Annotated in this window: 11 protein-coding genes and 2 pseudogenes; 3 read left to right on the top strand and 10 right to left on the bottom strand. The window is 59.7% G+C overall.

Going from position 1 to position 13,790, the window contains the following annotated elements; all coding sequences use genetic code 11:
- Nucleotides 1–104: 104 nt before the first annotated feature.
- The 10 genes and pseudogenes from CAURIM_RS06375 to CAURIM_RS06330 all read right to left on the bottom strand — a co-directional run bounded on the left by CAURIM_RS06375 (nucleotide 105) and on the right by CAURIM_RS06330 (nucleotide 10,124).
- The gene (locus CAURIM_RS06375) at nucleotides 105–1,736 is read right to left on the bottom strand and encodes an ABC-F family ATP-binding cassette domain-containing protein (RefSeq protein ID WP_070444825.1); all 1,632 of its coding nucleotides are present in this window, start codon (nucleotides 1,734–1,736) and stop codon (nucleotides 105–107) included.
- Between the two features lie 169 nt (nucleotides 1,737–1,905).
- A pseudogene (locus CAURIM_RS06370) lies at nucleotides 1,906–3,125 on the bottom strand (IS30 family transposase).
- 19 nt (nucleotides 3,126–3,144) lie between these two features.
- Nucleotides 3,145–3,354, bottom strand: a pseudogene (locus CAURIM_RS06365) (helix-turn-helix domain-containing protein); the annotation flags it as partial.
- 427 nt (nucleotides 3,355–3,781) lie between these two features.
- Complete coding sequence (locus tag CAURIM_RS06360; protein WP_070444828.1) at nucleotides 3,782–4,210, bottom strand: metal-sulfur cluster assembly factor; 429 nt, start codon at nucleotides 4,208–4,210, stop codon at nucleotides 3,782–3,784.
- On the bottom strand, nucleotides 4,211–4,660 hold the full coding sequence (gene sufU / locus CAURIM_RS06355) for a Fe-S cluster assembly sulfur transfer protein SufU (RefSeq protein ID WP_201828247.1): 450 nt from the start codon (nucleotides 4,658–4,660) through the stop codon (nucleotides 4,211–4,213). It lies immediately after the preceding gene.
- Nucleotides 4,657–5,904, bottom strand: a complete 1,248-nt coding sequence (locus CAURIM_RS06350; RefSeq protein WP_201828249.1) for a cysteine desulfurase — start codon at nucleotides 5,902–5,904, stop codon at nucleotides 4,657–4,659. The genes sufU and CAURIM_RS06350 overlap by 4 nt, the downstream gene beginning before the upstream one ends.
- Nucleotides 5,905–5,968: 64 nt before the next feature.
- Entirely contained in the window at nucleotides 5,969–6,727 is a 759-nt protein-coding gene (gene sufC, locus CAURIM_RS06345) for a Fe-S cluster assembly ATPase SufC (protein WP_070444843.1), read from the bottom strand.
- A 27-nt stretch (nucleotides 6,728–6,754) separates the two neighbouring features.
- Nucleotides 6,755–7,945, bottom strand: a complete 1,191-nt coding sequence (gene sufD / locus CAURIM_RS06340) for a Fe-S cluster assembly protein SufD (protein ID WP_070444846.1) — start codon at nucleotides 7,943–7,945, stop codon at nucleotides 6,755–6,757.
- Nucleotides 7,946–9,352 (bottom strand): Fe-S cluster assembly protein SufB, encoded by a 1,407-nt coding sequence (gene sufB / locus CAURIM_RS06335; protein ID WP_201829579.1) that lies wholly within the window; start codon nucleotides 9,350–9,352, stop codon nucleotides 7,946–7,948.
- Between the two features lie 61 nt (nucleotides 9,353–9,413).
- A complete protein-coding gene (locus CAURIM_RS06330; protein ID WP_070444851.1) occupies nucleotides 9,414–10,124 on the bottom strand; it encodes a helix-turn-helix transcriptional regulator in 711 nt (236 codons plus the stop codon).
- A gap of 138 nt (nucleotides 10,125–10,262) precedes the next feature.
- On the opposite strand from CAURIM_RS06330, the gene mptB reads away from it, so the two are divergent.
- From mptB to CAURIM_RS06315, 3 genes are read left to right on the top strand one after another with little or no spacing between them, the layout of a single operon-like run.
- Entirely contained in the window at nucleotides 10,263–12,029 is a 1,767-nt protein-coding gene (gene mptB, locus CAURIM_RS06325; protein ID WP_070710610.1) for a polyprenol phosphomannose-dependent alpha 1,6 mannosyltransferase MptB, read from the top strand.
- A gap of 6 nt (nucleotides 12,030–12,035) precedes the next feature.
- A complete protein-coding gene (locus CAURIM_RS06320) occupies nucleotides 12,036–12,950 on the top strand; it encodes an ABC transporter ATP-binding protein (RefSeq protein WP_070444857.1) in 915 nt (304 codons plus the stop codon).
- Nucleotides 12,951–13,009: 59 nt separating this feature from the next.
- Entirely contained in the window at nucleotides 13,010–13,771 is a 762-nt protein-coding gene (locus tag CAURIM_RS06315; protein WP_201828251.1) for an ABC transporter permease, read from the top strand.
- Nucleotides 13,772–13,790: the final 19 nt, after the last annotated feature.

Here is a 13,790-nt window from a genome sequence, read left to right as displayed (position 1 = left end):
GGAAGCGGAAGGACCCAAGAGAAGAGTCTTGAGCGGTGTGGTTGTGAGCCCGAGTCTAGCGCAGGAAGCAGAATCAGGACAGAGCTATATTTGGGAAATAGTCTTTAGGCTAGCTCCACGATTTCCATGTACTCGTCGTTCCACAAATCCTCATCGCCGTCCGGCATGATGATGACGCGTTCCGGGTTGAGCGCCTTGACCGCACCCGGGTCGTGGGTAACCAAGACCACGGCGCCGGTGTAGGTGCCTAGGGCATCGAGCACCTGCTCGCGGGACTGTGGGTCGAGGTTGTTTGTAGGCTCGTCGAGAAGCAGCACGTTGGCACGCGAGGACACCAGCGTTGCCAGCGACAGTCGGGTTTTCTCACCACCGGAGAGCGTTCCGGCGGGTTGCTCCAACTTGTCACCGGAGAACATGAAGGCACCCAGCAGTCCACGCAAATCCTGCTGGCCAGCATCAGGACAGGCCTCGATGGTATTTTCCCACACGGTCTTGTCTGGGTCGATGTTGTCATGCTCCTGCGCAAAGTAGCCGATGCGCAGGCCGTGGCCGGAGACGATGCCGCCCTCGCCATCGGTGCGCTCCACGCCCGCCAGAAGCTTAAGCAGAGTCGTCTTGCCGGCACCGTTATAGCCCAGCACAACCACGCGGGAGCCCTTGTCGATGGCCAAATCGACGCCGGCAAAAACCTCCAGCGAACCGTACATCTTGGTCAGGCCCTTGGCGTTCATCGGAGTCTTGCCGCAGGGAGCTGGTTCCGGGAACTTAATGTGGGCTACCTTATCGGCCACGCGAACATCATCCAGCTCGTTCATCATGCGCTCAGCACGGTGCAGCATCTGCTTGGCGGCGGCGGCCTTCGTGGCCTTCGCTCCCAACTTGGCGGCTTGCTTGTGTAGTGCTGCGGCTTTCTTCTCCGCGTTGGCGCGCTCGCGGCGGCGGCGTGCCTCATCGGTGGCGCGAGCATCAAGGTACTTCTTAAAGCCCATGTTGTAGACGTCTGCTTCGGCGCGCACGGCATCAAGGAACCAGACCTTGTTGCAGACGGCTTCCAGCAGGTCGACGTCGTGGGAAATCATCACGAGGCCACCCTCGTGCTTGGATAAGAAGCCGCGCAACCACGTAATCGAATCCGCGTCGAGGTGGTTCGTGGGCTCGTCGAGAAGCAGCGTGGTCTGGGACTTGCCTGACCCAGCCGAAGCTGCGAAGAGAATCTGCGCCAGCTCCACTCGGCGGCGCTGACCGCCGGACAGCGTCTTAAGCTGCTGGTCGAGCACGCGCTGCGGCAGGCCCAAGTTGTCGCAGATCTGGGCGCACTCGGAGTCTGCCTCGTAGCCACCTAACGTGTGGTACTCCTCCTCCAGACGGGAGAACTTACGAATGGCCTTGTCGCGGAACCTATCGTCCGTGGCGGTTTCCATCAGCTCTTGCTGCTTGGCCATGCGGCGCTTGATCTCATCTAAGCCGCGAGCAGAGAGCACGCGCTCACGAGCGGTCTGCTCGATATTGCCCTCACGGGAATCCTGCGGCAGGTAACCAATAGGACCTGAGCGCGTCACCGAGCCGCCATAGGGCTCGGTCTCCCCCGCCAGGATGCGCATCGTCGTCGTCTTGCCCGCGCCATTGCGGCCGACCAAGCCGATACGATCCCCCGGTTGCACTCGAAGGTGCTGGCCGGGGGCGTCGAGAAGCGTGCGTGCGCCCACGCGCACCTCGAAATCATTGGTCACAATCACGTCGAAACAGTCTAGCAACCAGGGCAGTTAAACCCGAACTGCACGGCGCCCAGGCACAGCATCGCTTGCGAACCACCACTGACGAATAGATCCCCAGACCTCGATCCCGCAACCTCCTGTTCGCCTCTACTGAGTGAGCCAGTGCTTGGCGACGCCCACCTGGGCGGAATCAAGCGGTGGATGCGCCACGCTTGAATAGTTCGTTAAGTATTTCACGTGGGGTTGCGCCGCCGAGGATTTGTCGGGGTGTTTCGTTGAGCTCATTTTGTACCCACGCGACATGTTCGGGTGTGACGGTGGCAAAGTCGGTGCCTTTTTTGTAGAACCGGCGCCTGATCTCGCCGTTGGTGTTCTCGTTGGTTGGTCTCTGCCACGGTGAGTGCGGGTCGCAGAAAAACACCTGGCAGCCGTCTTTGATCTGGACCTGTGCTGTGACAGCCATTTCTGCCCCTTGGTCCCATGTGATGGTTTTTAGCTGCTCGATGTTGAGGTCTTTGACCATGTCCTGCAAGGTTGCGACCACGGTTTGTGAACTGTGCTCATCGGGGAGGTGTCCAAGCAGGGTGTAGCGGCTGGTGCGCTCTACTAGGGTAATCAGTGCGCTTTTGCCGCCTTTACCAATGACAAGGTCGCCCTCCCAGTGCCCGGGGATAGCCCTGTCATCAGCTTCCGGGTTGCGGTGGGTGATCTCAGCACCTTTGATCCAAGGGCGACCGGTTAACACGCCAGCGTTTCGGGCACGACTCTTGCGTGTTGCGCCGCCGCGGATAAGTACGTCTTTAGTCTTCATGACTTCTTCAAGCTCGGCTCGCAGGCTGCCTTTACCTTGAATGTATAAGGCACTGTAGATCGCTTCGTGGGAAATACGCATGCTTTCATCATCGCTGAAAGCATGCTCAAGCCATGCACTAATGCGCCCAGGTGACCACCTGCGGGCAAGGCAATCGATCACTACACCCCGAAGCGTTGGGCTTTCATCGAGCTTGCGTAGTTTTGGCCGCACCATCCGACCAGCAGTAGAAACAGCAGCGTTGTGGGCGTTATACCGCAGCTGCTCTGTGCCGTCCTCATCGATAATCTTCCAACCATTACGGGTGATTTCACGGGCGACGACACTGTGGTGCCTATTTATTTTCTGTGCGATAGCACGTGCCGAATCACCGACACGACATCCCGCTTCAATAGCAACACGGTCTTCAACAGTAAGCCTGCGACCACGCCCTACTAAGGCGTGTTTGTCGAATACGCCGCTAGGAAATCCATCAATGGCTTGAGCTTTCATCGGTGCTGGCATAACAGTATCTTTACCCAGCTTCTTGCCGGTATCTGGCATAGACACCACCGCCTCATCAGGCGTTCGACGGTGTCGCTGCCGGCGTAATTCCGCATACCGTTGCTTCCTTATCCACTGATACACCGTGGAAGGATGCACACCGACCGCATCAGCCACCGTCTGACAGCTCTCACCAGCAAGCACTCGCTCCACGGCCTGGACACGTTCATCAGGTGACAAGCGGGCGCGTCTAGGCCGTACTTCGATTACACCAGCTTTCTTTAACCTACTGTGAAGCACGCCAGTCGATAATCCAACAGTCTGTGCTGCTTGATTGATCGACATACCTGCACACACCAACCCAACGGCCTCACGGACAAACGGATCACGCAGACGACTCGCACGCCTGCCAGGAGGTTCGACACCTCTTACCCTCAACCATCCGTAAACAGTTTCAGGGCCCACACCGACATCACGCGCGACCAGGCTAACTGCCTCGCCCGCAGCCACTCGCTCAACAGCAGCATCCTTAACATCCTTCGGAGTCCAACGCGTCACAACTACCTCCCGGTCGAAGTGGCGCATTCACCCCTTGACAGCACGCTGCGTCTTTCGGGATCGAGGTCTGGGGCTTTGCTTTTGGTTGAGGAGACCGCGTTGACAGTGGCGAGGGATGCTCACATATACGCAGAACACCGCCGGTTCGTGTGGACACAAGGAGAATGTGCACTCTCGAACCGGCGGTGGGACTAGCCGCGACGTCTCGCAGACTCTATACGGCGAAGCCGAGGGCCTGGAGCATCTCGCGGCCCTCCTCAGTAATCATGTTCGGGCCCCACGGTGGCATCCAGACCCAGTTGAGCTGGACTGCCTCGGCGAGCTTGTTGCCCACGATGACATCCTCGATCTGCTCGCCGATGACATCAGTGAGCGGACAAGCCGGGGAGGTCAGAGTCATGTTAATGACGCAGGTGTTCTTGCCGTCGATCTCGTCGAGCCAGACGTCATAAACCAAACCCAGATCAACGATGTTGATGCCAAGCTCCGGGTCGATGACATCGCGAAGATACTCGGTGATATCGAAGACCTTGGAAATCTGCTCTTCGGTTTGTTCAGGCTTGACAGCAGCGCCATCAAAGGAAGCATTCTGATCCTGGTAAGGATCAGTGCTGCCACCAGTGGTTTCAGTGTTATCAGCCATCTACTTCTCCAATTCATTCAGCGCTTCGACGGTGGCGGCTTGGAAAGCTTTCCAACCGAGGAGAGCGCACTTTACACGGGCTGGGAACTTAGCCACGCCGGCGAAGGCGATGCCATCCCCAATAATCTCGTCATCACCCTCAACCTCCCCGCGGGAGGTCACCATCCTCTCGAACTCGGCTAGCTTGGCGTTCGCCTCCTCGAGGGGAATGCCGACGATTTCCTCTGCCATGACAGAAGTCGAAGCCTGCGAGATGGAGCATCCCTCGGTGTCGTAGGACACGTCCTCGACGGTGGAACCATCAGGAGACAACTTCACGCGCAGGGTGAGCTCATCGCCGCAGGAAGGGTTGACGTGGTGAACCTCTGCTTGGCCTTCGCGCAGGCCAGAGAATTTCGGGTTCTTGTAGTGGTCCAGGATGACGTCCTGGTACATGGAATCTAGGTTCATGCGCTCACTCCAAAGAAGGTACGGGCTGCCCGCACTGCCTCTATGAGGGCGTCGACCTCGTCCTCAGTGTTGTACAGGTAAAAGCTAGCGCGTGCGGTCGAATTAGCCTGGCACGCGCGGTGCAGCGGCCACGCACAATGGTGGCCGGTGCGGATGGACACACCATGGGAATCAAGAACCTGGCCCAAATCATGTGGGTGGATCCCATCGACAATGAAGGAGACCGCTCCCCCACGATCCTCGGTGTTCTCAGGCCCGATGATGCGCACGCCGGGGATCTCAGCAAGCTTCTCCAAGGCCAATGCAGTGAGTTTTTGCTCATGAGCGTGGATGGCGTCCATGCCCACCTCGCTCAAGAACTTCACTGCTGCACCAAGGCCCACAACCTGGCTGGTCATCTGGGTACCAGCCTCAAAGCGGGTGGGTGGCTCGGCGAACGTCGAACCCTCCATCTTGACTACCTCGATCATGGAGCCGCCAGTGAGGAAAGGCGGCAGCTGCGCCAACAGCTGTTGCTTGCCGTAGAGAACGCCCACGCCGGTCGGCCCACACATCTTGTGCCCAGAGAACGCGGCGAAATCGACGTCGAGTTCGTGGAAATCCACGGGCATGTGGGGCACCGACTGGCAGGCGTCGAGGACGACCATGGCGCCCACGGCACGAGCACGACGCACCAACTCTGCGACGGGCGCCACGGCCCCGGTCACGTTGGATTGGTGGGTAAAAGCCACGACCTTGACAGAGTCATCGAGCTCGAGCGAATCGAGATCAATGCGGCCGTCCTCAGTCATGGAGTACCACTTCAGCGTCGCGCCGGTGCGCTGGCACAGCTCTTGCCACGGCACCAAGTTCGCGTGGTGCTCCAGTTCGGTGACCACGACGGTATCGCCCTCACCAACATAAAGCTCGCCCGCGCGCTCGTCACTGAGCACATAGGCAACTTCATTCAACGCCTCCGTGGCGTTCTTGGTGAAGGAAATCTCATCGCGATCAGCTCCAACGAAGGCGGCAATGGCCTGGCGAGCGGACTCATAGGCGTCATCAGCCTCCTCCGCCAGCTGGTAAGAGCCACGGTGTACCGGCGCGTTGGTGCCGAGCACGAACTCCTCCTCGGCCTTCCATACCGGCAGGGGACGTTGCGAGGTCGCTCCCGAATCCAGGTACACCAGTGGTTTACCGTCGCGCACGGTGCGCGAGAGGATAGGGAATTGTTCCCGAATCGCAGTAACGTCTAGTTCAGACATAGGTCCTTGTGCTCGGTTCTTCTTCTCTAGCGTGTCGTGGTGTGGTCGTGATCGGCGCTACTGCCTACTTGAGGAACTGCTCGTAGCCGTCTGCCTCAAGCTGGTCAGCCAGTTCAGCGCCGCCGGTCTTGATGATCTGTCCGTCGGCGAAGACGTGGACAAAGTCCGGGACAACGTAGTTGAGGATGCGCTTGTAGTGCGTGATGAGGAGGATGCCACCCTTGGTCTCCTCCTGGTAGCTGTTGATGCCATCGGAAACGACGCGCAGGGCGTCGACGTCCAGGCCGGAGTCGGTCTCATCCATGACGGCGAACTTCGGCTTGAGGATGTCCAGCTGCATAACCTCGTGGCGCTTCTTCTCACCACCGGAGAAGCCCTCGTTCACGGAGCGGTGTGCAAAGGACTTATCGATGGCCAGCTTCTCACGAGCCTCAGTGAGCTCCTTGTTCCACTCACGCAGCTTCGGAGCCTCACCGCGGATAGCGGTCACGGCGGAACGCATGAACTGCGACATCTTCACGCCCGGCACCTCAGTCGGGTACTGCATAGCCAGGAAGAGACCAGCGCGGGCGCGCTCATCGACTTCCATCTCGAGGATATTCTCGCCGTCGAGGAGCACCTCACCCTCGGTCACCTCGTACTTGGGGTGACCAGCGATAACGTAGGACAGAGTGGACTTGCCGGAGCCGTTCGGCCCCATGACAGCGTGGGTCTCACCGGAATTGATGGTGAGGTTTACGCCCTTGAGGATCGGCGTGGGCTCACCGTCCTCCTCATGTGGGAGCACCTGCGCGTGGAGATTCTTGATTTCCAGGGTAGACATTGAGTTGGTACCTGCTTTCGGAAAGATTTAAGCGTTGATCTTGGCGAGCTCGTCGACGACGCGGGATTCCAGATCCTCGCGCAGGGACTCGACCGGGATGCGGGAAATGACTTCAGAGAAGAAGCCGCGGATGATGAGGCGACGTGCCTCGGCGGCAGGGATACCGCGGGACATGAGGTAGAACAGCTCGAGGTCGTCGAAGCGGCCCACCGTTGCGGCGTGGCCAGCACCGACGATCTCACCGGTCTGGATCTCCAGGTTCGGGATGGCATCAGCGCGCGCACCCTCGGTGAGGATCAGGTTGTTGTTCGTCTCATAGGTGTCCGTGTTGTTCGCATTCTTGCGGATGAGCACGTCACCGACCCAGCAGGTGCGGGCCTCCGGGGTACGGGAAGCAGAGCCGGCTTCGGCCTTCTGCGCAGCCGTAGCTCCCTGTAGAGCGCCCTTGTAGAAGACGCGGGAGCGGCAGTTTGGCACGTCGTGGTCCACCAGCAGGCGGTTCTCAAAGTACTGGCCGGCATCAGCAAAGTAGACACCGAGCAGCTCGGCATCGCCACCGGGGCCATCGAAAATTACGCGTGGAACGAGGCGCACGATCTCGCCGCCAAAGATAGCGGTGTTGTGGCGCAGTACGGCGTCGCGGCCCACCTTCGCAATCTGGTGGGACAGGTGCACTGCGTCGTCCTCCCAGTCAGCGTCGACGACGACGGTGACCTGGGAGCCGTCGCCCAGCACGAACTCCACGTTGTCTGCGTGAGTGCCGGAACCGACGTACTTAAGAACGATGGTGACCTCCGCGTGATTGCCCACGTGAATGGAGGTCGCGCCAAAGGACGTCACGCCCTCACCTGCGCCGGTGATGGTGATCTCCACCGGCTTGTCGGGACGTGCATCAGCGGCAACACTGACAATCTGGGCCTCCGGCATGGAGCACCACGCCTGAGCTGCAACGCGGTCAGCAGGTGCGCCAGCGGTTCCCAGGCGGTCGTCGTCAGGCGCAACCGTCTCAGAGGTCACGCCTTCCGGAGCCACCACGTCGATCTGCTGCGCCGTAGCCGGTGCGAACTCACCATTATGCAGGCCACGCAGGTTACGCAAGGAAATGAAACGCCAGACCTCATCGCGGCCGTGCGGCACTGGGAAGTCCTCTACGTTGAAGGACGTGAATTGGTCTCCCTTAGTGACGTCAGCAGGATTAAATTCATTGGAAGCTACCACTTAGCCCACCGATCCTTCCATCTGCAGCTCGATAAGACGGTTGAGCTCCAGCGCGTATTCCATCGGGAGCTCCTTAGCAATCGGCTCGACGAAGCCGCGCACAATCATCGCCATGGCCTCTTCCTCAGCGATACCGCGGGACATGAGGTAGAACAGCTGCTCCTCAGAAACCTGGGAGACCGTTGCCTCGTGGCCAAGGGTGACGTGATCATTACGGATGTCATTGTACGGATACGTATCCGACCTCGAGTCATTGTCCACAAGCAAGGCATCACACTCAACGTTGGCAGCGGAGTTCGTAGCGTTAGCGTTGACCTGCACCAAGCCGCGGTAGGCCGCGCGGCCGCCGTTGCGGGCCACGGACTTCGAGACGATGTTGGAGGACGTGTTCGGCGCCATGTGGATCATCTTGGAGCCGGTGTCCTGGACCTGGTTATCGCCAGCAAAGGCCAGGGAGAGGACCTCACCCTTGGCGTGCTCGCCGGTCAGCCAGCAGGACGGGTACTTCATGGTCACCTTGGAGCCGATGTTGCCATCGACCCATTCCATGGTGCCGCCCTCCTCGACCTTGGCGCGCTGAGTCACCAGGTTGTAGACGTTGGTGGACCAGTTCTGAATGGTGGTGTAGCGGCAGCGGCCGCCCTTCTTCACGACGATCTCGATAACACCGGTGTGCAGCGAATCCGAGTTGTAGATCGGCGCGGTACAGCCCTCGATGTAGTGAACGTAGGCGCCCTCTTCCACGATGATGAGGGTGCGCTCGAACTGGCCCATGTTCTCGGTGTTAATGCGGAAGTAGGCCTGCAGCGGGATATCCACGTGGACGCCCTTCGGGACGTACACGAAGGAACCACCGGACCAGCACGCGTTATTCAGCGCGGAGAACTTGTTGTCGCCGGCCGGAATAACAGTGCCGAAGTATTCCTGGAGGATCTCCGGGTATTCGCGCACTGCGGTGTCGGTATCAACGAAGATAACGCCTTGGGCCTCAAGGTCCTCACGGATCTTGTGGTAAACCACCTCGGACTCATATTGCGCGGCAACACCAGAGACAAGTCGCTTCTTTTCGGCGTCCGGAATACCTAGCTTGTCGTAGGTTTCCTTAATGTCATCCGGCAGGTCATCCCAGGTCTGGGCCTGCTTCTCGGTGGAGCGGACAAAGTACTTAATGTTGTCGAAGTCGATTCCGGAAAGATCCGGGCCCCACGTCGGAACCGGCTTCTTGTTGAATACACGCAGCGCCTTAAGGCGGGACTCGAGCATCCATTCCGGCTCGTTCTTCTTCTTCGAGATATCGCGGACGACATCCTCGCTCAAACCGCGGTGTGCAGCCTGGCCGGCTTCGTCGGAATCACGCCAGCCGTACTCATAGCCACCGATGGAAGAGATGATCTCGTCATCGCTCATCTTGGTCTCAAGCCCTGGTGCTGGTTGTGCCTGTGTCAAAGCCCGCTCCTTTCTAGTTCGATTAGTTTTCTTCCCGCTCCGCCGAAGCTGGTGGAACGGGAGTTAAGGGGATATTCGTGGTGCAGATTCCATGGCCATCCGCGATGGAGGCTAAGGGCTGCACATGTTTGCCTAATAGCGCGGAGAAGACTTCCTGTTCAGCTTCACACAACTCCGGGTGCTCGGTGGCCACGTGGGCAACCGGGCAGTGGTGCTGGCAAATCTGTACTCCGTTGCCCACCGACGTCACCGTGGCCGCGTAGCCATGCGCATCGAGCACCTCAGCTAGCTGACGAGCCACCTCCGGAACAGATTCCTCATCCTGTACCAAAGGTGTCACGTCCTCTACGAGGCGTTCGAATCGCGCCTTGGCAAAGCGGCGGACTGCTTCCGGACCACCCGCTTCTCGCAGCGCTGTGAGTGCTTCCGCCGCCAACTGGTCATAGGCGTGACCAAATTGGGCGCGCCCTTGATCCGTAAGGCGGAAATGCTTGGCGGGGCGACCGCGGCCTACTGTTTGCCCGGGACGGGCTGGCGGGCGGCGGTGCACCACCTCGGTGAGTCCTTCCTCCACCAGAATGTCTAAGTGCCGACGGATGCCGGCCGCAGAGAGACCGAGACGTTCACCCAAATACGACGCCGTTACCGGACCGTCCTTGAGAAGCAACAGCATGACGTGTCGGCGGGTATCGCCCTCTGTAGAGCGAGTTTCCCTTGGCAACTCCTTCGTCACGGTGTACACCTCCTTGAATGAAACACTCTCCCTTTAGACAACACTAGTGTTCCTTAATTCATTCCCGATTTCCACTCTTTCATTCGTGTCGCGGGCACCTAGTCGCTTCTCCCCACCGAGCGACTAAGGTAAACAGGCATGAATATGGAGCGCGGCTACACCCAATCGGGGCGATTGCACCGAGTCATCTGGGGTGTGCGCGATGAACTCCCCCGCATGGGAGTCCCGGGATCCCGCTCTGCGCTCCTTCACCAGGATTTTCCCGACTCCCCCGAAGATGCAGATCACGCCGCGCTTGGCGACGTTCACCGCCGCACCATAGCCCAGCTGCGCACACTTTTTAGCCTGAGATGGCTCGGAACCATTGGAGCCTTACTCATTGCGCTTGGCGGCCTAGGTGCCGGTGCCCTGCCCGTCGTGGGTAACCCTTATGAGTCATTGCCCTTTGGCTCGCTCATGACGCGAATGCTGCAATCAGCATCCGCCCTTGTCTTCATTGGTGTCGGATTCATGGTGACGGCCTGGGTATGCATGGCCCCGTTGGTGGGTGCACCGCTGCGCTTGGGCAAGAACTCGGCGAGCGCAAGTACAGGCTCAACACCTAGCGCAGATCCGCGGTTTAGCCACTCCCCGCGAGTAGTCACGCAAAGTCAGATGTGGCGAACATGGTTGGGATGGGTTCTCCCCTTGCTCGTCACCGCGCCGCTGTTTACCCAAGACATCTACTCTTATCTCGCCAACGGCTCCATCGTGCTTCAAGGGCTCGATCCCTATTCCGCGGGCCCCGTGGAACTTTTGGGCGCAGATAATGATCTTGCCCGGTCCGTCCCCTTCATTTGGGCAAACTCCCCTTCCCCCTACGGCCCCGTAGCCTTGGGCTTGGCAGCTGTCGTGAGCTGGCTGACCAACGATTCCATCATTTGGGGTGTGGTGCTGCACCGCGTGTTTTCTCTTTTCGGCATCATCGCTGCCGGCTGGGCCAGTGCACGGCTTGCTACCCGATGCCGTGTATCCCCCGAGGCGGCGCTGTGGCTGGGCATCCTTAACCCCTTGACCATCCTTCACCTCGTCGGCGGAATCCACAATGAATCCTTCATGTTGGGGTTGGCTCTCGTCGGTGTAGAGCTGGGCCTGCGGGCGGTCAATGACGAGCACAACGCCCGATGGCGAGTGTCGGGGTTGTTTCTAGCCTCGGGTGTCCTTATTTCTTGCGCGGGCATGGTCAAGGTCACCGGCTTCATTGGCCTAGGCTTTGTTGGCATGGCGGCGGCTCGCGGGCTCGTCGACAAGCTCGGCATCCCCCCAGTGCGGGCGGTGCTTGGCGCTGGCGTGACCCAATTGCTGGTGCTCGCAGCGTCCATCGCCGCTGTCACTGTCATTACGGGGATCGACATAGGTTGGATTTTCGGTCAGGGCGGCGCAGCAACTATCCGTTCCTGGCTGTCTGCGACAACCTCCGTGGGTGTCGGCGCCGGCTCCCTGGGGATGCTGCTAGGTTTAGGCGATCACACCGAAGCCATCCTCAGCGTCACCCGTACCGTGGGCGTCATTATCGCCGCCGGTTTCATGATCCGCATGCTGTTTGCCACCTACCGCGGCGCAATCCACCCAGTGGGTGGTCTGGGAGTGTCCACCTTTGTGCTCGTGGTGTTTTTCCCCGTTGTCCAACCCTGGTACATCCTGTGGGCCGTGTTGCCGCTCGCCGCGTGGGCTAACCGCCGCTTTTTCCGCTTGGCCGTCATGATCTATTCCGGATTGATGAGCTTCATCGTCCTGCCCCGCGGACTCGGGCTTCCTCCCGGGACGGTATTCATCATCTACCTCGCCGCCCTGGTGACCTTCCTCGCGCTCGCCGCTGCGGGGTGGGTTGTATTGCGACGCTCAGGCGTCCGTGTCCTAGACTAAGGCTCCGTGACTACATCAGCTCTTGTATTGGATAACGTCATTAAGACCTATGGCGACGTCAACGCAGTTAACGGGCTGAGTTTCCGCGCCAAACATGGCGAGATCCTGTGTTTGCTGGGCCCTAACGGTGCCGGAAAGACAACCACCATCGAGATGTGTGAAGGCTTCAAAAAGCCCACTTCTGGCCACATTGAAGTCTTAGGCCTTGACCCCGCTCGCAACCCTGATGCAGTGCGCTCCCGCATCGGCATCATGCTCCAAGGCGGGGGCTCCTACTCCGGCATCAAGGTCAAGGAGATGCTGAAACTCAGCGCCTCCTATAACGAAAATCCTTTGGACCCGGAGTGGCTTCTGGATACCCTCGGGCTGCGCGGGGTGGCAAAGAATAGCTACCGCCGTTTGTCCGGTGGGCAACAACAACGTCTCTCTCTCGCTCTGGCCATCATTGGTCGCCCCGAATTGGTCTTCCTCGATGAGCCCACCGCAGGCATGGATGCCCAATCGCGTCTTGCCGTCTGGGACCTTATCCGCTCTTTGCGGGCCGACGGCGTCACCGTCATCTTGACTACTCATCTCATGGACGAGGCGGAAGCGCTCAGCGACCATGTCGTCATCATCGACCACGGCCGGCTCGTAGCCAGCGGCACCGCAGCTTCCCTCACGGAGACAACCGACATCCCGCAGCTGAACTTTGATACCGCAACCCCGGTGGATCTGGAGGCCTTGCGTGAGGTCGGGATCTCCGCCGAGGCCCTTCGCCCCTTGCACTACCGACTCACCTCTACGGTCAGCCCAGCCGTTATCGCGGATCTCGCCACGGGTTTGGCCGCACAAAACGTTGTCCTCCGCAACCTGCATACCTCGCACCGCAACCTCGAAGAGGTCTTCTTGGACCTCACCGGTCGCGAGATGCGCAGCTAGAACCGCTGCTGATTTCCTCTACTGTTTTTCACCACTTTCTTTGATCAAGGAGACGCTCCATGAGCACCTTCGCACCCGGCACTTTTAGCCCGCACCCGCAGCGCGTCGGCGTAGCGGCCATGGCGCGTGCCCAAGGGGCTATCGAATCCAAACTGATGCTGCGGCACGGCGAGCAACAGTTACTGAGCATCATTATCCCGCTCGCTATCCTGATCGGCGCCGCGAAGCTGAAGGACACTACCGGGCATGGTGTGGATGAGGTTTTCCCCATGGTGCTGGCCGTTGCAGCGACCTCCTCCGGTTTCACAGGTCAGGCCATCTCCTTGGCCTTCGACCGTCGCTATGGTGCACTGAAGCGCACCGGCGCATCGGGCGTTCCTGCCTGGGCCATCGTGGTGGGAAAGATTCTCGGCGTGCTCTCCATGGTGGTGCTCCAGGTCCTTGTGCTCGGCACTGTCGCAGCTATCCTCGGCTTGCGAGTTTCTGCTGGGGGCGCTGCCATCGGCGTGCTGACCTTGGCGTTAGGAGTGGCCACGTTTACAGCCTTGGGACTGCTGCTGGGCGGAACCTTTAGCTCTGAGGTAGTCCTGGCAGTGGCCAACCTGATTTGGTTTCTCCTTCTCGGGGCCGTCGGGTGGGCGATGTTTTCCCAGGGTCTCGGCGACAACGGGGTGCTCACGCTGGTGCCCACGGTGGCCATGGCTGCTGGTCTGGATACCGCCCTCAACGGTTCTTTCCCGGGCATTGAGCTCCTTGTCCTCGTGGTGTGGGCAGCAGTGGCGTCGTTTGCCGCGGTGCGTTGGTTCCGCTTCGAGGGCTAAAAGTGATTCTTCTCCCTTG

It is taken from the genome of Corynebacterium aurimucosum (assembly GCF_030408555.1).
GTDB classification, from domain to species: Bacteria; Actinomycetota; Actinomycetes; order Mycobacteriales; family Mycobacteriaceae; genus Corynebacterium; species Corynebacterium aurimucosum.
Note: the sequence above shows the minus strand (reverse complement) of the source record. Positions and strands in the feature narration are given on the sequence as shown.

Bases quoted from the DNA above. Each gene is read 5' to 3' on its own strand.
- CAURIM_RS06360 (WP_070444828.1), bottom strand. From the start codon at position 4,210: ATGGCTGATAACACTGAAACCACTGGTGGCAGCACTGATCCTTACCAG.
- sufU (WP_201828247.1), bottom strand. From the start codon at position 4,660: ATGAACCTAGATTCCATGTACCAGGACGTCATCCTGGACCACTACAAG.
- CAURIM_RS06350 (WP_201828249.1), bottom strand. From the start codon at position 5,904: ATGTCTGAACTAGACGTTACTGCGATTCGGGAACAATTCCCTATCCTC.
- sufC (WP_070444843.1), bottom strand. From the start codon at position 6,727: ATGTCTACCCTGGAAATCAAGAATCTCCACGCGCAGGTGCTCCCACAT.
- sufB (WP_201829579.1), bottom strand. From the start codon at position 9,352: ATGAGCGATGACGAGATCATCTCTTCCATCGGTGGCTATGAGTACGGC.
- mptB (WP_070710610.1), top strand. From the start codon at position 10,263: ATGAATATGGAGCGCGGCTACACCCAATCGGGGCGATTGCACCGAGTC.
- CAURIM_RS06315 (WP_201828251.1), top strand. From the start codon at position 13,010: ATGAGCACCTTCGCACCCGGCACTTTTAGCCCGCACCCGCAGCGCGTC.